Source organism: Niastella sp., assembly GCF_045805085.1.
Classification (GTDB): Bacteria; Bacteroidota; Bacteroidia; order Chitinophagales; family Chitinophagaceae; genus Niastella.
In genome coordinates, this window is the sequence record NZ_JBJMLX010000143.1 from 1 (window position 1) to 19,987 (window position 19,987).

General features: G+C 46.9%; 16 protein-coding genes. 14 read left to right on the forward strand and 2 right to left on the reverse strand.

Features of this window, described 5'->3' with window-relative positions; translation table 11 throughout:
• The 14 genes from ACJ751_RS07140 to ACJ751_RS07205 all read left to right on the forward strand — a co-directional run.
• Positions 1-1,014 (forward strand): glycosyltransferase family 4 protein (locus ACJ751_RS07140; protein ID WP_407744708.1); only part of this gene is annotated, 1,014 nt, incomplete at its 5' end.
• Between the two features lie 19 nt (positions 1,015-1,033).
• Positions 1,034-1,915, forward strand: a complete 882-nt coding sequence (locus tag ACJ751_RS07145) for a glycosyltransferase family 2 protein (RefSeq protein ID WP_407744710.1) — start codon at positions 1,034-1,036, stop codon at positions 1,913-1,915.
• 16 nt (positions 1,916-1,931) lie between these two features.
• On the forward strand, positions 1,932-3,182 hold the full coding sequence (locus tag ACJ751_RS07150) for a glycosyltransferase family 4 protein (RefSeq protein ID WP_407744712.1): 1,251 nt from the start codon (positions 1,932-1,934) through the stop codon (positions 3,180-3,182).
• Positions 3,139-4,503, forward strand: a complete 1,365-nt coding sequence (locus ACJ751_RS07155; RefSeq protein WP_407744713.1) for a hypothetical protein — start codon at positions 3,139-3,141, stop codon at positions 4,501-4,503. Before ACJ751_RS07150 ends, ACJ751_RS07155 begins: the two co-directional genes overlap by 44 nt.
• The gene (locus ACJ751_RS07160; RefSeq protein ID WP_407744714.1) at positions 4,488-5,627 is read left to right on the forward strand and encodes a glycosyltransferase; all 1,140 of its coding nucleotides are present in this window, start codon (positions 4,488-4,490) and stop codon (positions 5,625-5,627) included. Before ACJ751_RS07155 ends, ACJ751_RS07160 begins: the two co-directional genes overlap by 16 nt.
• Before the next feature lie 15 nt (positions 5,628-5,642).
• A complete protein-coding gene (locus ACJ751_RS07165; protein ID WP_407744716.1) occupies positions 5,643-6,311 on the forward strand; it encodes an acyltransferase in 669 nt (222 codons plus the stop codon).
• A 16-nt stretch (positions 6,312-6,327) separates the two neighbouring features.
• Positions 6,328-7,611: a glycosyltransferase gene (locus tag ACJ751_RS07170; protein WP_407744717.1), complete on the forward strand. Its 1,284-nt coding sequence runs from the start codon at positions 6,328-6,330 to the stop codon at positions 7,609-7,611.
• Positions 7,608-8,189, forward strand: coding sequence for a hypothetical protein (locus tag ACJ751_RS07175; protein ID WP_407744719.1), 582 nt, complete (start codon positions 7,608-7,610; stop codon positions 8,187-8,189). Before ACJ751_RS07170 ends, ACJ751_RS07175 begins: the two co-directional genes overlap by 4 nt.
• Positions 8,190-8,214: 25 nt before the next feature.
• Positions 8,215-9,153 carry an FkbM family methyltransferase gene (locus ACJ751_RS07180; protein WP_407744721.1) on the forward strand — a complete coding sequence of 313 codons (939 nt, stop codon included), beginning with the start codon at positions 8,215-8,217 and terminating at the stop codon, positions 9,151-9,153.
• A 62-nt stretch (positions 9,154-9,215) separates the two neighbouring features.
• On the forward strand, positions 9,216-10,352 hold the full coding sequence (locus tag ACJ751_RS07185) for a hypothetical protein (RefSeq protein ID WP_407744722.1): 1,137 nt from the start codon (positions 9,216-9,218) through the stop codon (positions 10,350-10,352).
• The gene (locus ACJ751_RS07190; protein WP_407744723.1) at positions 10,349-11,455 is read left to right on the forward strand and encodes a glycosyltransferase family 4 protein; all 1,107 of its coding nucleotides are present in this window, start codon (positions 10,349-10,351) and stop codon (positions 11,453-11,455) included. The genes ACJ751_RS07185 and ACJ751_RS07190 overlap by 4 nt, the downstream gene beginning before the upstream one ends.
• On the forward strand, positions 11,400-13,124 hold the full coding sequence (locus ACJ751_RS07195; RefSeq protein WP_407744724.1) for a GMC oxidoreductase: 1,725 nt from the start codon (positions 11,400-11,402) through the stop codon (positions 13,122-13,124). Before ACJ751_RS07190 ends, ACJ751_RS07195 begins: the two co-directional genes overlap by 56 nt.
• Positions 13,125-13,136: 12 nt before the next feature.
• Positions 13,137-14,009, forward strand: coding sequence for a glycosyltransferase family 2 protein (locus tag ACJ751_RS07200; protein ID WP_407744726.1), 873 nt, complete (start codon positions 13,137-13,139; stop codon positions 14,007-14,009).
• Between the two features lie 192 nt (positions 14,010-14,201).
• A complete protein-coding gene (locus tag ACJ751_RS07205) occupies positions 14,202-18,164 on the forward strand; it encodes a PA14 domain-containing protein (RefSeq protein WP_407744728.1) in 3,963 nt (1,320 codons plus the stop codon).
• A 27-nt stretch (positions 18,165-18,191) separates the two neighbouring features.
• Here ACJ751_RS07205 and ACJ751_RS07210 read toward each other — a convergent pair whose 3' ends face one another.
• Both ACJ751_RS07210 and ACJ751_RS07215 read right to left on the reverse strand, forming a co-directional pair.
• Complete coding sequence (locus ACJ751_RS07210) at positions 18,192-18,497, reverse strand: DUF6968 family protein (protein ID WP_407744729.1); 306 nt, start codon at positions 18,495-18,497, stop codon at positions 18,192-18,194.
• 63 nt (positions 18,498-18,560) lie between these two features.
• Complete coding sequence (locus ACJ751_RS07215) at positions 18,561-19,436, reverse strand: alpha/beta fold hydrolase (RefSeq protein WP_407744731.1); 876 nt, start codon at positions 19,434-19,436, stop codon at positions 18,561-18,563.
• Positions 19,437-19,987: the final 551 nt, after the last annotated feature.

The window sequence follows — 19,987 nt, forward strand, 5'->3', positions numbered from 1 at the left end:
CTTGGTCATGAAGTAGACATCTTGCAACCTGCAGATGTTGAATGGTGGCCCGGTTTAAAAATAGGCAGGCGGTACCGCCTGGCATTGGGAACGTTTTTAAAAGCAAGAAAATTGATCAATAAAAGCAGGTACGACCTCATAGAATTTTATGGCGATGAATACTGGTTGTTACTATGGTGGTTGAAAAAAATAAAAAAAAGCGCCCCCCTGCTGGTGGCGCATGTTGATGGCCTGGAATTATATGACAAGGAAAAAGAACGCCGTTTCTGGGCAAAACCCGCCGGGATAAAAAAAATGTTATCCCGCTTTAATGAAAACCTTTCTGCCATGAATTTCAGGCTGGCAGATAAATTCGTTTGTGGCTGCGATGACGAATTAAAATATGTTACAAAACAAAATCTGTTCGAGGCAGACAATGCAGCCTGCGTTTCCCCCGGTATAGATGACGAATATCATCAACTGCCATTTACAGCGGAAAAAATAAAGAACATCATTTTTTTCGGCTCATGGATAAGCAGGAAAGGCGTGCACATTATACCCGAAGTGATAACACCCATACTGAATAAACATCCTGACTTCTGTTTCGAAGTATTGGGCGCCTGGTCATCGAGGGAAATTATCTTATCAGAGTTTCATGAATCATTACATCCAAGAATTAAAATTTATAACAAACTACCCGTTGAAAAGCTGATAGGCAAACTATGCCATTCGTCAATTTTTTTCTTCCCTACTTACTCCGAAGGCTTTGGCCTTGCTACCCTGGAAGCAATGAGTTGCAGCATTGCGGTGGTTACCACCCCTACCGGCATTGGCTGCAACCTTAAAAACAACATCCAGGCGAAGATCTGTGGCTTTAACCAGGTAGGTGAAATGTACAACGCCATCGACAATTTGATAAGCGATGAAGCATTGAGAACCAGGATGGCTTTTAACGGTCACTGCTTTGCAAAAAAATTTACCTGGAAAAGACAGGTTATGTTACTGGAAGAAAAGTACCAGCAATGGTTATCCTGAAAATGTAAACCCTGCTTATATGGAAAGCGTATCAGTTGTAATACCCGTTTATGGACAATGGCACCTGCTGAAGCGTAATATAGATGCATTGTTGCAGTATGACCGGGACCGAATTGCGGAAATAATTGTTGTTGATGATTGTTCACCAGACATCAATCCTTATTTCTTCCCCAATGAAGTGGTTACAATTGTCAGGAACACAAAAAACCTGGGCTATACAGGTACGGTAAACAATGGGCTCAAAAAAGCAGGTTCACGGATAATTGTATTGCTCGACTCGGATGCCTATCCCCTGGGGCCGTTCATTGAAAAACTCCTCAGCATGTATAATGCCGATAACACCATCGGTTGTATCGGTTTTGGAACATTAGACGAAAAGGGAAGAGATACCGGCAATTACCAGTACGAGCCATCAGCAGGCGAACTGATAGTAGGTCAGCAGCTGGCATCCAAACTGGGCTTTCTGCGCTTCTGGAGAAATAAAAACAAATTGCCGTATTCCTGCGCCGTAAGTTTTACCAGGCAGTGCATGGAAGATCTGAATTACCTGGATAGCAACTTCCCTGTGTTGGATGCCGACAATGACATCAGCATGCGTATACACCGGTCAAAATGGGAACTGGTTTTTACCAAAGAGATCATGATCTGCCACGGCGGCGGAAATTCTTACAAAATAAATTTTAAAAGGGTGCTGTTATTCCATGAAAGCCGGTGGAAACTGCTAAAAAAACACCACTTGCTGCTGTTTCCGCGGGTAACGAAATTTCTGCTCAGAACAAGAATAATACTGGAATGCCTGGTATTCAAAATATTGATCCATTTACAACCAGGCAACGAAAGGCATTCCGAAAAAATGCACGGACGCAGGTTGTTGATGCATGCAATAAAAAGATATCAGTAATAATTCGGGACTTCATATGAAAATGCTAATTACCCATGCTACAGGCAACCAGAATGTACGGGCGGTTATTGCAGCCATGGCAGGTGCAGGCTACCTGCATGAATTCAATACCACCCTTTCATTCAATCCCCAGGCTGCCTGGTTGCGAATGTTACCTAAAGGGATCAGGGCAGAATGCTTAAGACGAAGTTTTCCGGCCCGGCAGCATCAGGTTCACACCCATCCCTGGCGGGAAATAGCGCGCATGCTATTTCCCAAGGTAGGCCTGCATCATTTTCTTCGTCATGAAACTGGGTGGGCAAGCATAGACAGTGTATACAGGGAATTTGATAAAGCGGTGGCGGCACGACTCCAAAGATCGGCACACAAGCATGGTGTTTCCCTTGTGTATGCGTATGAAGATGGCGCCCTTGCTACTTTCAAGCAGGCCAAAGCACTTGGCCTTACCTGTGTCTATGATCTGCCCATTGCCTATTGGAAAACCGCCCGGAGACTATTAAAGGAAGAAGCGCTCCGGCTGCCGGGCTGGGCCCTTACACTAAAAGGCGGCATACAGGATTCGCCGGAAAAACTGGAAAGGAAAACACAGGAACTTCAATTAGCTGATGTTATAGTAGGGCCCAGCTCTTTTGTGGAAAATTCTTTGCCCGACTGGGCAAAAAATAAAAAGATAATCATGGCTCCATTTGGATCGCCCATGCCGGTAACAGACAAAGAAGAACCAACACGTAAAAATTTTAAAAAACCGCTGCGTGTACTTTTCGCGGGTTCTATGAGCCAGCGGAAAGGTTTGGGTGATCTGTTTACAGCCATGCGCCTGCTTAACAGGCGGGATATTGAACTGGTAGTGATGGGATCGCCTGAAGCGCCTATGGAATTTTACAGGAAAGAATGCCCCCACTTCATTTATGAAGCAGGCAGGCCTAACCCACAGGTACTGGCGCTCATGAGATCCTGCGACGTATTTTGCCTTCCTTCTATTGTGGAAGGCCGGGCCCTGGTAATGCAGGAAGCTATGAGCCAGGGGCTACCGCTGATCATTACGCCCAACACCGGCGGGGAAGACCTGATAAAGCAGGATGGCAGTACCGGTTTTCTGATCCCTATCCGATCACCCGAAACGATAGCCGAAAAACTGAACTGGCTGCTCGATAACCGTGCAGCAATTATAGAAATGGGGATAAAAGCCAAACTACATGCAGCAGCATATACCTGGAAAAAATATGGCGATAGCATTATCAGCACCATACACACCTGCTTTTGCTGAATTTGAAATACATGCACAACAACGCAAAAGGGGCCGCGTATTACAGTGGTTGAAGACCGGCATCTGGCTGTATTATTTTCTTTTGATCTTTGAAGGTGCGCTCAGGAAATGGGTGATGCCGGGATTGGCCATGCCACTGCTGATAGTGCGTGATCCTGTGGCCCTATGGCTGGTTTTATTATGCTGGCGAGAAAGACGCTTACCCAGGAACGGGTTCCTGACAGCCATGGTATTTGTAGCCGTCCTGGGTATCATCACCACCATTTTTTGGGGGCATGGCAATGCAATGGTTGCCCTGTTCGGCGCCCGCATCCTGCTTTTTCATTTTCCACTGATCTTTGTTTTTGCAGCTGTATTTACCCGGGAAGATGTCATTCAAATGGGAAAGATAACCCTGCTGATCTCCCTGCCGATGACCCTGTTGATCGCATTGCAATTCTTTAGTCCGGAAACTGCTACAGTAAACAAAGGCATGGCCGGCGACACCGACGGCGGGGGATTTCCGGGCGCACTTAATTTCATGCGTCCGCCCGGCACCTTCTCCTTTACAAACGGGGTAACGCTCTTTTACAACCTCGTGGGCGCCTTTGTCTTTTTTTTCTGGCTCAATCCCAAACTCATTAACCGCCTGCTGCTGGTAGGCGCCACCCTGGCCCTGTTCGCGTCCATTCCGCTTTCCATAAGCCGGGGTTTATTCTTTCAGGTAGCCCTGACGCTGGCATTTACTTTACTGGCAGTTTCACGCATGCCAAAATATATGAGCAAAATGATCGTAGCACTGATAGGCGGAACAATTGTGTTGGCGCTGATAAGCAATACTTCTCTTTTCCAGACCGCGTTCGGCGCGTTCAGTGCCCGTTTTGATACTGCCAATGAAGTGGAAGGCGGGCTGCAGGGGGTGCTCATTGATCGCTATATGGGCGGGATGTTCGGAGCGCTTGCCCAGTCGGGGGACCAGCCTTTTTTTGGGTATGGACTGGGAATGGGCACCAACGTAGGCGCCCAGCTGTTAACCGGTAAACAAGTATTCCTGATAGCTGAAGGGGAATGGGGAAGGCTCATTGGCGAAATGGGACCTTTACCCGGACTGTCAGTAATACTCATCCGGGTTTTATTAACTGCCCGGATGGCAATAGCTGCCTACCAAAAAATGACTGCCGGCGATCTGTTGCCCTGGATGCTGGCAAGCTTTGGTTTAATGAATCTGGCGCAAGGCGGGTGGGCCCAACCGACAGCACTCGGTTTTTCAATACTGATCAGCGGATTGATGGCGGCTTCGTTCGGAACCAGAAAAACATCCCAGCCATGCGTTTCATTTTAATTGGTAATTATGTACCAGATAAACAGCAAAGCATGGAACGCTTTGCGAATATGCTGGCTACCGGTTTATCAAAAGAAGGGCATACTGCAACCATCTGGCGGCCCGTTGTTTTCTTTGGTAAACTGTTTAGATCAACCACCACGGGCCCGGGTAAATGGATGGGGTATATAGACAAATGGATCCTGTTTCCTGTTATCCTCCATATTCGCATGCTGCATAAAAAATATCATTCGGCAAATATTCATTTTCATATTTGCGATCACTCCAACTCCTATTACCTGAAGCCGTTGCCGGTTCACAGAACTGTTATCACCTGCCATGATGTATTGGCCATTCGCGGTGCGCTTGGCTATGAAGACGCCTGTGTAAGCGCCTCAAAAACCGGCAGAATTTTGCAGAACTGGATCCTCAACAACCTTACCAATGCACACAAGCTGGCAGCTGTTTCCTGGACTACTTACCAGCAATTGTGCGCACTTGACAATATTCATCCGAAAGATCATTCAAAGAACTGGATGGTGATCTATAATGCATTCAATGCCAACTTTTGGCCCCTTCCCAAAGAAGAAGCCGGTGCACTACTCAGGAAGGCAGGAATTGATCCGGTGCATCCCTATCTGCTGCATGTGGGCTCGGGTTTACCGCGTAAGAACCGTAAGTTGCTTATTGATATGCTGATGGTGCTGGGCAGCCGGTGGAATGGTACGATCTGTTTCGCCGGTGAGCCATTGGAAAAAGAACTGATTACCTATGCGGGCACCTTAGGATTAAAGCACCGGATCGCCTCTGTGGTAAGCCCTGACCATATTACCCTGGTAGCGCTTTACAGCACCTGCGCCGCATTCGTATTTCCATCCCTGTCAGAAGGTTTTGGCTGGCCTGTTATTGAAGCCCAGGCATGCGGCGCTCCGGTTATAGCCAGTTCGCTGAATCCCCTGCCCGAAGTAAGCGGCGGTTCCGCTTTACACGCCGACCCGGTAAGCCCAACAGATTTTGCCGACGCATTCCTATCGCTCCAAAACAAAAAAACGCGGGAGGAACTGATCGGAAAAGGATTTGAGAACGCAAGACGTTTCAATGTATCAAGAATGACCCACGCCTATTTGAATTTGCACCTGTCATAATAAAAACTACCCGGCATGCTGTTAAAGATTGTCAGCTTTTTTCTTCCCTGGCCCTTAAGAAGAAGGTGGCTGAACAGGTTGTTTGGTTTTGAAATTCACCCGGCCGCAAGGATCGGGCTGGCCTGGGTATTTCCCGGCAAGCTGATAATGAAAGCAGGCGCTTCCATAGGTCATTTTACCGTGGCCATCCACCTCGATCAAATATCGATGGGCGCTCATTCAGGCATCGGCCGGGGAAACTGGATCACCGGTCTTTCCACCAAATGCAGCAACCGTCACCAGCACTTCAGCCACCAACCCACCCGCAAGGCGGCGCTGGATGTAGGCGAATATGCTTTTATCACAAAGAACCACCATATCGATTGCACCAACCTGATTACAATAGGCCGGTTTGCAACAATTGCCGGCTACCAGTCGCAATTGCTCACTCATTCCATTGACCTGTTCGAGAACCGGCAGCACAGTGCGCCTATCCATATAGGCGAGTACACATTTGTAGGTACAAACGCTGTAATACTGGGAGGTTGTAACCTGCCTCCCTACTCGGTGCTGGGCGCCAAATCGCTGCTGAATAAACCCTATACCGAACCATGGAAATTATATGGCGGTGTACCGGCAACTATGTTGTCAGACATTCCTAAAGAAGCAAAATATTTCAGTCGGTCAGACGGGTTTGTCGTTTAATACACATTGCCCGCACATGAACACGACTTCAACAGGCTTTACAACCACCACCCGCATGAATATACTTCACATAGCAGGTAAATTAGATCCCCGGCTTGGCGGGGTGGCACAGGCCATCCGCACCATTGTTGGTGGACTGCAGGATCTGGGCTTTTACAATGAAGTGATTACCCTGGATAATCCACAGGCGCCATTCCTTAAAGAAGAAGCATTCGTTATTCATACCCCTGGCGAAGGGAGAAGCGCCTGGTATTATTCCCCTCAATTAAAACCCTGGCTGAAATTAAATTATCTCCGCTTTGATATAGTGATTGTTCACGGGCTATGGCAATATCATGGTTACGCCGTGCAGACATTATTCAGGGAACTTAAAAAAAGAGTAGCCTGGGTACCGGCAGTGTATGTAATGCCACATGGCATGCTTGATCCCTGGTTTCAGGCCGTACAGGCAAGAAGGTTAAAAGCCATCCGGAACTGGTGTTATTGGAAATTCATTGAAAATAAACTCGTGAATGGAGCTAATGGTATCCTGTTCACCAGCCTTGAAGAACAAACCCGGGCAAGCCAGCCTTTCAGGCCCTATAAACCCAGGCATACGGCAGTAGTAGGGTTGGGTGTACAGGAACCTCCGCTTTTTACTGAAAATATGCAAAAGGCTTTCCTGAACAGATGCCCCGAAGTAATAAACAGAAATTACCTGCTTTTTTTGGGAAGAATAGATGAAAAGAAAGGTGTTGACCTGTTGCTTGAAGCATATGATAAAATTGCCATTGATTATTCAGAAGACAATACTTCGGAAAACTATCCATTCCCCATGCTGGTAGTTGCCGGACCCGGATTGGATACACCCTATGGTAAGAAAATAAAAAAAATTATTGCCACCTCCCGGTTGTTAAAATTCCTGGTTGCATTTCCCGGGATGCTCAATAGCGATGCCAGGTGGGGCGCTTTTTATTGTGCAGATGCCTTTATCCTGCCCAGCCACCAGGAAAACTTTGGGATGGCGCTGGTAGAAGCCCTGGCCTGTGGCACGCCTGCACTCATCTCCAACAAAGTGAATATCTGGCGCGAAGTAATTGAAATGCAGGGAGGGCTGGCAGAAGATGATACAGCAACAGGGACCCTGTCATTACTGAACAGGTGGATGTCGCTGCGCACTGAACAACAGCAGCTGATGGGGGTAAGGGCCAAACAATGTTATGAAAGACAATTTTCAGTTGAAATGGCCACCAAGCGAATGTTGCGGGCATTAGGTATCGATCACAAACCGGCTAAACAGCCGTCTAATATACCATTATGATAACATTGCTTTCGAACCACGATGTAAATAGCCCTGATCCTTATTTACGCCCGGTGTTCCCTTTTACGAATAAACTGAGGCGGTATTGCTGGAGCACGGTATGGTTCATTTTCTGTAAATGGACACCCAACCCCATGCATAAATGGCGGATCTGGTTCCTGCGGTTGTTTGGCGCCAGAATAGGCCCCAACAATTTCATTTACCCAACGTGCAAAATATGGGCGCCCTGGTTGCTTGAAACAGGCGAAGCGGTGGCAATAGGACCCGGTGCAGAGATCTATAACCCGGGTGGCCTTCGCCTGGGCCATCATACCGTACTATCACAACAGGCCTTTATCTGCGGCGCCACGCACGACTATAACAGCGAAGCTTTTACCTATATTAAAAAAGAAATAGTAATGGAACCTTATGTTTGGATTGGAGCAAAAGCAATCGTACTGCCCGGCATTCATTGTGGAGAAGGCAGTGTATTGGGCGCTGCCGGTTTGGCAACCAGGCAGCTGGAGCCCTGGACCGTATATGCCGGCAACCCGGCGCGAATGGTGAAAAAGCGCAAAAACTTTCTTGAGGTAATTTGATTTTACAGGTCAATGAATTAAATTTATGTCAGTCGTAATCGAAACATTAACCGGATCAAGTAAAATACTCCGCAAAATGCCTGTTTTCCGGAGCAAAAAAAGCATCATACATTATATAAAGAGACCTGAATACTATTTCAGTTTGCACTCGGTTGTTAAGAAGTTATTTAACAAACCCGGGCAGGGCATCATTAACCAAAAAACACCGTGGGGCCATTCAATAGAGATCGACACCCAGGAAACCATTGGCAATTCCATTTACAACACCAGGATCTATGATCTGGCATTAAGCGAAACACTGTGGCGCCTGATCGAGCCTGGTAATTTTGTGCTGGATGTAGGCGCCAATATCGGGTTCATCACCAGTCTCTGTTCCTATAGATCAGGTTCGCAGGGTAAAGTATGGGCATTTGAGCCCAACCCCATCATTCTTACCAGGCTCAACAGGAATATCCGGAACAACCATTATCCCAACACAACGCTCTACCCTTTCGCCTTATCAGATTCAAATAAAGAAGGCTACCTGGAATTGCCTGAATCATTTACTTATAACCAGGGCGTGGCCTATGTAAAAAATGGCACTCATTCAACCAATGCCATCAAAATAGATCTGCGTAAACTGGATGATATGGTTGAGCCTGGCGCTACCATCAATGTGCTTAAGATAGATGTAGAGGGGCATGAACTAACCGTTCTTAAAGGAGCTGAGCAGATCATTGAAAATAAAAAGATCACCAATATTGTTTACGAGGACCATGAGCCCTATCCCTCTGAGATAGCTGCATTTTTAACCAGAAAAGGGTATACCATTTTCAGAATGGAAAAAGGCTGGCTGAACCTGAATCTCACCAATCCTTTTATTGAACCTTCCGGCAATGGTTGGGAGCCTACCAACTACCTGGCTACCCTTGACACGGATACGTTAAAAAAGAAAATGAAAGGTATTTTCTACCAATGCCTGTAACCTCCCTGTAAATCGTATCAATTATCCCTAACGGTAATATACCGGTTGATCCCCTGCACATTATGAATATCCTGTTTATCTGCGGTGCCCTTGAACCCGGCAAAGACGGCGTAGGCGATTATACAAGAAGGCTGGCAGGCGCCATTCAGTCTCTTGGTCATAGATCGTCTATTATTGCTTTATACGATCCCTATATAGCTGAAGATATAGTAGTTGACCAACCAGCAGAAAACAAGGCCATACCCGTATTAAGAATATCGGCCAATACCGGCGACATCGACCGCTACCGACGTGCACGGGAATGGGCGGATGCCTTTGAGCCTTTATGGATAAGCCTGCAGTTTGTGCCTTATTCCTTTAGTCCTCAGGGATTGCCATTTAACCTTGCCAGGCAATTAATAACATTAGTGGTAAAGGGAAGACAACTGCACATCATGTTTCATGAAATATGGGTTGGTACGGAAAACAGCATGGACTGGAAGCGATGGCTGACAGCCACTTTTCAACGAAAGATCATCAGGCGAATGATTAGCACCATGCGCCCGGCAGTCGTTCACACCCAGCTTCCGCTTGCACAGAATAACCTGGAAGCAATGGCCGGTCACATTCTTCCGCTGCCACTATTTTCCAATATAGATGTGTTTAATCAGCCTTCATCACCAAACAATAATGAATTAAGAATTGGTTTCTTCAGTCAGGCAGCAGCCAGTGCACCTATTTTATCTTTTATGGAGATCTTGTGCTGCAATGCCAGGGCGGCTGGAAACAGTGTCGAATTATGGCTCATCGGCGGTAATCCTGCCAGGATGCGGGAGGCAGGGGAAACCATCAATAAAAAGGGACTTTTCAATAAAATTTCCTATACAGGTTTTCTGAACCCTGAAGGCATTTCAGCCGCATTGCAACACTGTTCCCTGGGCATTACCCAGGTTCCCCGGCACGCACTGGGTAAAAGCGGAAGTGTAGCCGCATTTATTCATCACGGGATACCGGTAGCCGCTCCTATTGTGCAGGCAGGTAAGAATAGTAGTGATATCGGCTTTTTCTCAAAAAACCTTCGTGCTGCCATTGTGCTTAGTCCGGGTATACACGCGTTGACCGCTGCAAAAAATGCAGCCATGAAAGCCAGACAAGAGATCGACCTGCAGGTGATCGCTAACATGTTTATCGACAGCATTGGCCAACAATCATTACGTTGAAAATATTATTTCTTTCACATTATTACTATCCGCAGGTGGGGGGCATTGAAAGCAATTCAGAGTTGCTGGCTGCAGCATTTACAGCCGCTGGTCATGAAGTGCACCTGCTTACGTGGTCACCCGACAATACAAACCGGGCATTCCCCTACCGCATAACCAGGAACCCGCGCACCCGGCAATTGCTGCAGGCGCATCAGTGGGCAGACCTGGTTTTTGAAAATAACCCCTGTTTTCGGTTGGGCTGGCCCGGAATGCTTTACAAACGCCCTACAGTTACTGTCATCAATACCTGGATCACCCGTGCAGATGGAACAACATCCCTTCGGGACAAAATAAAAATAAAGGGGTGGCTGGGAAGAAGCACCCACGTAATTGCGGTGAGCAATGCCATAAGAAAAGCCTGCTGGCCGGCCGCGGTTGTGATCCGGAATCCATACAGGGCCGAAGATTTTGCCTTAGACCCATCCGTTCAGCGCGATGCTGATTTTGTATTCCTGGGCCGGCTGGTGTCTGACAAAGGCGCCAATCAGGCTATTGAAGCCATTTACCGCATCCGGCAGATCCTACAGGATAAAGGAATTGCCGGTCCTTATCCGTGCCTTACCATCATTGGTGATGGTCCCGAAAAACAAAACCTCGAGCAACAGGTGGCCGGTCTTTCGTTAAAAGATGAGGTTGTTTTTACAGGCGCATTAAAAGGCGGCCCTTTGCGAAAAATGCTTAACCGGCATCGTTATATCCTGGTTCCATCGGCCTGGGAAGAACCATTTGGGAATGTAGTGCTGGAAGGAATGGCCTGTGGATGTCTTCCTATAGGGTCAGACGGTGGCGGATTGCCCGAAGCCATCGGCAAGGCCGGGCTTACATTTAAACGGAATGATATAGACAGCCTGGTGAATTGCATTCGCCGGGTTATGGAAGATCCGGCACTCGACCAATTTCTGCGGGATGCAGCGCCACCGCACCTGGAAGAACATCATCCACATAAAGTGGCGACAAAATATCTGCAGGCGATAGAGACTGCCTTCAACAGTAAAAAACATCAATATGGGAACCGGACAACAAGTGCACGCCCAACAGAAGCACAGCAAGGAACAGCCTGACAAATATGACCTTTGCATCATTGGCGCGGGGCCGGCAGGGATCATTCTTGCGCTGGAATATGCACGCACCAATCCTGTAAAGCAGGTAGTGCTGGTTGAATTCGGATCAAAGCGGCAAGGCCGTACCAACAGACTTGACGATTCCATAGAGATCAGGAATACATTGAACCATCATGCCCCTTACGATTGCACCAACAAAGGAATGGGCGGCAGTTCAGCTACCTGGGGCGGTCGTTGTGTAATGTATGATGAGATCGATTTTTCCGATCGCCCTGTATTAAACGAAGGATGTACCTGGCCACCAGGTATATGGGAAGAAGTAAAAAAATTCCGGCAGCAGGCAGCCGGTTATTTTGAATGTGGCCGGCCACTATTCAACCTAAACGAAATGCAGGGAATAGAGGTGCGGCCCATTGCGGAAAAATTTAAAAAAAACGACATCCTGGAAGATACTGTAGTCGAACGCTGGAGCATGCCGACCCGCTTTGGAAAAAGATATGCAAAGGAAATGGCTGGCATCACCAATCTGCATATCATGCAAGGCTGTGAAGCAAGGAACTTTACACCGCCAGATAAACAGGGAGCAGTAGCCGGCCTGTATGTACAGACAGGCAGCCACCGCGAAGAGCTGGTAATGATAAAAGCCGCACAGTTTGTACTGGCAGCCGGCGCCCAGGAAAGTACCCGTTTGCTGCTGCGCAATACCCTGTTATTTCGCAACCTGGAATGTACACCGCCTGCATTGGGACGATATTACCAGGGACATCTGTCAGGTAAAATTGCATCAGTACGGTTCACCGGCGATCCCGGAAAAACAGATTATGGTTTTTTACGCGACCTGGATGGCACTTATCTAAGGCGACGATTCCAGTTCTCCACATCATTCCTGAAAGCAAACAATTTGTTGAACACAGCCTTCTGGCTCGATAACCCGCTTTATTACGATCCCCAACACCGGAGTGGCGCCATGTCTTTCATGTACCTGGCCATGCTTATGCCTATACTGGGTAAAAAACTGGCCCCCCCTGCCATTGCCCACTCAATAACTAACGGGAAAAAAACCGGCATTGGTAAACATCTCCTGAACATCCTGCGCGATCTGCCGGGTTCCTTGTTCATACCAGCCTCCATATTTTTCAGGCGATATTGTCTGAAACGTAAACTGCCTGGCGTTTTTTTATATAGCCCCCAAAACCGGTATGCATTGCATTTTCATGCCGAACAGGTCCCTTATTCCGGCAACCGCATGAAGCTGGCCGGTGATGGAGAAACACTTCAAATTTCATACGGGCTTACAACACCAGATATCGATTCAATCATTCAACTGCATAAAGAGCTTGATTTACAGCTCCGGGCCATGGGTTGCGGGGAACTGGAATACTGGTTCCCGCCTGCAACCCTTCCCGATGCCATCCGCAACATGTCGAAGGATGGATTGCACCAGTGCGGCACCACCAGAATGGCCGGCACTCCGGAAAACGGGGTGGTTGATGCCAACCTGAAATTGTGGGGAACCAGTAATATATACGTTTGCAGCAGCTCGGTCTTTCCAACCTCGGGGCAGGCTAATCCCACATTTTTACTAGGGGTATTTGCGGTACGCCTGGCAGCTCATCTGGCTAAAGGGGATAAAGTAAACCGGCCTGCTGAACAACTAGTTAATCAGTAAATATTTTACAAAATGATCTCTGTAGTGATCCTTACCATGAATGAAGAACGCGACCTGTCCGCATGTCTGCAGGCACTTGACTGGTGCAATGATGTGCATGTGCTGGACTCGGGAAGCAAAGATAAAACGGGTGTTATAGCCCTGCAGCTGGGCGCCAACCTGTTGATACATCCTTTTGAAAGCTTTGGCAGGCAACGGAACTATGCACTCGATAATATCCCATTCGTGAATGAGTGGGTACTTTTTATTGACGCCGATGAGATCGTGACCATACCTTTCAGAGAAGCAATAGTAGAAGCCGTGAAAAAAGCCGGTAACGACGTTGCCGGCTTTTATTGTTGCTGGAAAATGATGCTGGAAGGGCGGTGGCTGAAACATTGCGATAACTTTCCTAAATGGCAGTTCAGGCTGCTTAAAAGAGAAATGGCGCGATTTACCGATTTTGGGCATGGGCAGAAAGAAAAACTGTTGCATGGCCATATAGAATATATAAAAGAACCTTACCTGCATTATGGTTTTTCCAAAGGATGGTCACATTGGGTGGAACGGCATAACAGGTATTCAGGGCAGGAAGCCATAGCCCGTTTAAATAACCGGCCACCATTCCGGAAAATTTTTTCCGCCCATGGCAGCATCCGGAACCCCGCTTTAAAATCATGGCTGGGCAGACTCCCGGGCTGGCCCCTCATCCGCTTCTGTTTTGCCTATTTTGTAAATCTTGGGTTTACAGAAGGGATGCCCGGATTTATCTATTGCGCCAATATTGCCTGGTATGAATTCCTGATAAAGGTAAAAACCAGGGAAATAAAAAAGCGATTGAACCAACCACTGCCAGCCACCTCCAAAGAAGTACAGCCCGACCCAGGCCCGGTGAAATATGCATAAAAAGGTTCTTTTAACGGTTAATTAAAAAATATCTGAGTTATACCTCAGCGTTATTTTATGCTAAATCAAATGAGTAAAAATCACATTATTATCACATGTAGAGACAGGTAACGTTAAAACATAGGACATTTTATGGTCTCATATTTGTGTTTCGTAGTACGCTTACGATAGAGACCATAAACATTCAAACCTATGTTGAACCAGAAGTTACCAAACTGTCTGCTGTATGTGCTATTGCTTTTACTACCCAGTTTAGCACCAGCACAAACAAATGTATCCTTCACCTTTTCTCTCCCTGCCAGTGCATCCACCAGTGCCGGCGTTTTTAGTAAAGACGGTACGTTACAGAAAACCTTATGGAGCGGCGTTACCTATACTGCAGGTAGTCATAAGGTTGACTGGGATGGCACCCTCGATGACGGCACCCTTGCCCCTGCTGCCAGCTATGATATCAGGGTACTTTCCAATAATGTAAAATACCAATGGGAAGGCGTTATCGGCAATACATCCGATGCTGTTTCCGGCCCAACAGTGCAACGCTTTTTCGAGCGTTTATATGGCATGGCCATTTCCGGCAACAGCGCCTACTTCTCCACAGGCTACAATGAAGGCTCACCCAGCCAGGCCAAATTCCTGCTTTCCAATCCCCAGGTTAAAGTCGATGTGCTCCCTTCCTCCGGTACCGGACAAGCCACTACCTTCCTGACTACAGATGGGATCAATGTATATTATGGTGGTAACGATCAGTTTTCGCCCAATCATGCCAACTGGTTCGTATACGCCACCCGTACAGCCGATGATGGCGAAGCCCTGTTTACCAACGGTAACCCCCTGGCCTGTGTATATGGCAGAACCTATCCATCGGCCATAAATATCATCAACGATGCCAATGCAGCCATTTCAGGTATGGCCGTGCAAAAAACCGGGTCTTATCTTTTTGTTTCCCATAAGCAACTCAACGAGCTGCATGTGCTCAACAAAACCACTGGCGCGCTGGTGAAAAAGATCTCCCTGACCGCCCCACAGGGATTAGCTACCGATAACAATAATAATTTATGGGTTATCTATACATTGAATGGCAATACTGTTGCCAATCAATTTACCGTACAGGCCGATGGCAGCCTGTCTGCGCCGGTGCTCCATCTTACAGGGCTCGCAGATCCCGTATGTATGGCCGTTTCACCCGACGGCAATACCCTTGTGGTGGCAGATGCCGGTAACAGCCAGCAATTGAAAGCATTTGACAACACTACCGGCGCACCCTCCTGGACGTTTGGGCAACAAGGTGGTTACCTGGCCAATCCGAATGTGGCCAATGATAAATTTTATTTCAATGATGTGAGCGGGAGCATTCATGAAAGCTTTATAGCCTTTCAATCCGATGGTTCATTCTGGGTAGGCGATATAGGTAATTACCGAACAGTACATTTTTCAGCTAATCGCAATTACCTGGAGCAGATGATGTTTCTCCGGCATAACTACAGCATTGCCGTGGATGCCAATAATGCCTCCCGGGTATTTGCCGAATACCTGGAATTTAAAATAGATTACACCAAACCCCTTGCGCCCAACAATGGTTCCTGGACATTGGTAAGAAACTGGCGGGCTTCCATTCCTGCCCATTACTACCAGGACTTCATCGTGAATATTTTTAAATACGTTACTACACTCAGCAATGGAAGAACCTATGGCTTGCTGCAAAATTTATCCACCTCCAATTGGGAAGTAGTGGAATTACCGGCGTCAGGACCCGTACGGTTTACCGGCATTTCGACCAATGCGGCAGTACAAATATTGCCGGATGGCTCCCTGGCCCGCTATGCTATTGCCGGTTTGGGCCGGCCTGCTTACTGGCAGAAATATCCGCTGAAAGGTTTTGATGCAGACAACAACCCGCAATGGAATATTGGCGGCGCCGGTGATACGCTGGCCATCACACCCGTTGTAACCGGTGCAGATCCTGTAGACTGGGGCTCCTATCCCATGGCCGGTGGCGTTACCTCCAGCAATATTGTTGTTTCGTTCGACAAAGATGTTATCCAGAATGGACATGGTTTTGGCTATCACCTGGGTGGGATCAAAGCAGGTACAAACAAATGGCTTTGGCGAACCGCCAAAAGTACCACCCCCTCTTATCAGGGCCCCTTTCCAGCTGATGGCAGCTTTGATGTGGGCAACACGGTACAATACCCGGGTGGCGTGGCGCTGGCGTCAGACCGGAATATTTTCTGGAACTACCATGGCGAGTTCTGGAAAAACAGCCAGGTGAATAAATGGAACCAGGTATATGATGATGGGCTTTTTATTGGGCAGTTTGGCGTAACCGGACCTGAAGTATCCGGGCAGATAGCAGCTCCCATGATGGCAGGGAACGTCTTTTCCGCCAATATTGTAAAAGACGCTAACGGCAATCTGTATCTCTATCACAATGATGAAAGCCATCACTCAGCCCTTCATCGCTGGAAGATAAGCGGTCTTAATACCATACAGGAACAAACCATACCGGTTACGGTTCAACCATATCAAAATGGATTATTAGGCCATTATTATGACGACAACCAGTTAAATAATTTCTATCTCCGCAAAACAAGGGTTGATGCTACTGTAAACAACAATTCCGTACCGTCAGAAATTAAACAACCTGCGACCTCGTCGGTACGCTGGAAAGGATATGTATTGCCCGCTTTTTCAGAAACCTATACCTTCTATGTAAATACGAATAAAGGCGCCAGGCTGTGGGTAAATAACCAGTTGATCATTGACAACTGGGCCAAAGCCAGCCAGTCAGAGAGCCAGGGCAACATCAGCCTTACGGCAGGCACAAAATATCTCATCCGGCTGGAAGCAAATGGCAGTAACACCTCGCTTTCCTGGTCCTCTCCCACTCAACCCAAACAAATAATACCAGCAGCCAGTCTCATCCCCGCCAACCCACCTGATACCAGTGGTGGAATTGACCTGATGGATGGACTGCCTTTCAACCAGGTATTGCAAAACAACCTGTATGGCTGGACAAGGACCCCTGTCGTAGAGGATTACTCCGGACCAGCCTACCTGGACTGGTGGAGTGTAAAATCAGGTACTAAAGCATTTGATTATACGAAGCCGGCCGATGTAACAGCCAACTACGCACAGGCTTCAGGTATCTATACTGTAAATCGCGACCTTGGCGTCCAGAACACCGATACATGGACAATCATGGGAAAGATTAGTTATGAAGGAAACAACGCCAATTCATCAGATGGCCAGGGAGGGGTGTACTTTGACGTGCTGGATGCAGCAGGAAAGGTCATTTCCCGCTTTTATCCCACTTTATACTGGACCAATGGCGTACCATATATGAGCGCAACGGCTAACAAAACAGCATTGGCGGCAGACAAGTCAGAAATTATACAACCCGTGCTTACTACGGTTCAACCGATCAGCATAGCAGTATCCGCCAATGGTGTTACCTTTCAATATGCCGGTTATCCTCAGGTGACGGTCCCCGTTTTTGATCCTGCCAGCAACTGGAAAGCGCCCAAAACCATGCGCCTGTATTTCTGGACGAATGGAAGCAATTACAGTCGTGCCGTGGATCTGTCTGACATGCGTTTCAGTAGCGCTGGGGTAATGATGCCCGTGCCGCTTACATTTATTGCCGTGAATGCGCAGCAGGTTGCCAAAGCCGTACAGGTATCCTGGATAACCAGCAATGAATTAAATACAGCCTTCTTCAATGTAGAGCGAAGTGCCGACGGCGTTTCTTTTAGTAAAGCAGGAACCGTACCGGCCATTGATCAGTCTGGCACACAACAGTACCAATATACAGACAATGATCCGTTAAGCGGGATCGCCTACTATCGAATAAAATCAATTGATAAGGATGGCTCAGCGCAGTTTAGCAAGATAGTAACAGTCAGAGCAGCCGATGATCGAAAATTCAGCTGCTACCCTAACCCGGCCACCAGTGCCCTGGTTGTAAACCATGCACCAGCTGAAGAAGCAGCCCGCCTGGAAATAATTGCAGCAGATGGACGTATAATAAAAACGGTATTACTGTCAACAGGCGCAAACAACACTATATTGAATACCCAGTCTTTACCTGCAGGAAATTATTTTCTCCGGTTCAGGAATGGAAGTACGGTAGTGTCAACCAGTTTTATAAAAAAATAAACAGACAGCAGCCTCTATCCAATGATGTTATACGCCTACCTTAAAAAGCGTATCAACATCTACTTCCTTATCTGCAAAACTATATACGGTCCAACCTTTTTCAACCAGGGCATTGAGGAGTGTCCTGGCTAAATTCTGGGCCAGCATTAAAGCCTGAAAAGAATCTTCCCCGCCAACGTCTGCCAGGTTCTCGAACAAACCTTTTAATTGGATCGGGCAGGCCCAGGAACCATCCTCATTTTGATAGGGTTGTCCAATGCCTACATGCACTTCTTTAACCTCATCCTCCGTATACTTCAGGAATAATATTCTTTCAGCAATATAGGGATGCATAATTTATTGGAATTAATAAAGTGAATATACAAGGAAAACACTGATTAAAGATCAGGTTTTTATTCACTTTCCATCATGAATTAACCTCCTCCGCTCCTCATTGATCCCTTCAAGACTGTAGATAAGAAAGCGATCCAATATGGCATCGCCCTGACCTTTACTCAGTGCACCGGTATACGCTTTTACAATGGCGCTTATGGCAAGGGGTTGGTTATCCCTGAAAATAAAATGCCCGCACCCATAAGCAGTAATGGCCTGACGGTTGGGCTGGGCAGTTCCAAATTGCCGGTGACAATCTGCCCACCTGGCGGCCGAGATGGAATCAGGGAAGTTCTTTTCCGAAACCAGATCGATGACAGGGATGGTTGCCGGGAAAGGCGATCGTCTCATGAGCTTCACTGTGTTTTCGAGATTGAGGCCGGCGTAGTAATCTGCCCAATTGTTGGTTGGCTTATTATTCGCCCAACCATCCTTTCTCAGTTTCATGACACTATCAACATAGGTATCCTGAAACCAGCAAACATGATTGGCGTCGAAGTACACGGCTGCTTTTACTTTATCAGGATGGCTGGCAGCATAGAGCGTTGCACAAAAGCCCCCGTAGGAATGTGCTATCAACATGAGGTTTCCGTTATAGCCTAATTTTTTCAGACCTGTTTCCAGCCCTTGTATACCTTGTAGAATTCCATGTTTGTCCAGGTCGTGGTTACTGGTATCCAGTTCGCTTTTCCCAAATCCGGCGCGGTCATAAGTAATGAGCGTTGTATGTGTAATATCAGCTATTGGCTTCAAAAAATTATCCCAAACAGTTACATCGGCTCCTGCTCCGCCTTCAAAAAGGATCGGCATCCCATTTCCTTTTATGATGTGAAAATAGAGCCGGTAACCACCAACATCTATTAAAGTATCAAGCGTCTGGCAGCTTACTGAAGTGGTCATTAATCCCCATATAGCAAGTGTTGTAAGGAGGTATCTTTTCAGGATCCTGATGAATTGTACAATCATACGACCCAGACGCACAATCGAGAAAAATCCATAAAAAAAGAAAAAGGTTTGCTAACTATTTTGCGCAAATGATTAATAAATTGATTTCGGTCATTCATTAATATACTTCAAAAATGAATTTCTTTTCATCAATTATTATATATAGGTCATCTATGACCAACTATGGAGCATCAGTTCCGTACTATTGCACATATGTATTTAACTTGTGCATATAAGCACAAGACTATAGCATGATAGTTTTGCACTTATTGGTCAATGTTGTATAGGGTTTTCCCATATTTAACCCTGGTTGCTCCATAGTGAAGTCAGGTTGCGGCATAGTGAAGTCAGGTTGTTCTATTGTTAAATCAGGTTGTTCTATAGTTCGTTATGGATGCGGCATAGTAAGTTCTACATGCGGCGTATTAAATTAGCAATGCAGCATAGTTAGCCACATACGTTCTGAATTATTGAAGATGTCACTTTATTGACAACTTTCCGCTGAC

Bases quoted from the DNA above. Each gene is read 5' to 3' on its own strand.
- ACJ751_RS07145 (WP_407744710.1), top strand. From the start codon at position 1,034: ATGGAAAGCGTATCAGTTGTAATACCCGTTTATGGACAATGGCACCTG.
- ACJ751_RS07150 (WP_407744712.1), top strand. From the start codon at position 1,932: ATGAAAATGCTAATTACCCATGCTACAGGCAACCAGAATGTACGGGCG.
- ACJ751_RS07155 (WP_407744713.1), top strand. From the start codon at position 3,139: ATGGCGATAGCATTATCAGCACCATACACACCTGCTTTTGCTGAATTT.
- ACJ751_RS07160 (WP_407744714.1), top strand. From the start codon at position 4,488: ATGCGTTTCATTTTAATTGGTAATTATGTACCAGATAAACAGCAAAGC.
- ACJ751_RS07165 (WP_407744716.1), top strand. From the start codon at position 5,643: ATGCTGTTAAAGATTGTCAGCTTTTTTCTTCCCTGGCCCTTAAGAAGA.
- ACJ751_RS07170 (WP_407744717.1), top strand. From the start codon at position 6,328: ATGAACACGACTTCAACAGGCTTTACAACCACCACCCGCATGAATATA.
- ACJ751_RS07175 (WP_407744719.1), top strand. From the start codon at position 7,608: ATGATAACATTGCTTTCGAACCACGATGTAAATAGCCCTGATCCTTAT.
- ACJ751_RS07180 (WP_407744721.1), top strand. From the start codon at position 8,215: ATGTCAGTCGTAATCGAAACATTAACCGGATCAAGTAAAATACTCCGC.
- ACJ751_RS07185 (WP_407744722.1), top strand. From the start codon at position 9,216: ATGAATATCCTGTTTATCTGCGGTGCCCTTGAACCCGGCAAAGACGGC.
- ACJ751_RS07195 (WP_407744724.1), top strand. From the start codon at position 11,400: ATGGGAACCGGACAACAAGTGCACGCCCAACAGAAGCACAGCAAGGAA.
- ACJ751_RS07200 (WP_407744726.1), top strand. From the start codon at position 13,137: ATGATCTCTGTAGTGATCCTTACCATGAATGAAGAACGCGACCTGTCC.
- ACJ751_RS07205 (WP_407744728.1), top strand. From the start codon at position 14,202: ATGTTGAACCAGAAGTTACCAAACTGTCTGCTGTATGTGCTATTGCTT.
- ACJ751_RS07210 (WP_407744729.1), bottom strand. From the start codon at position 18,497: ATGCATCCCTATATTGCTGAAAGAATATTATTCCTGAAGTATACGGAG.
- ACJ751_RS07215 (WP_407744731.1), bottom strand. From the start codon at position 19,436: ATGACCACTTCAGTAAGCTGCCAGACGCTTGATACTTTAATAGATGTT.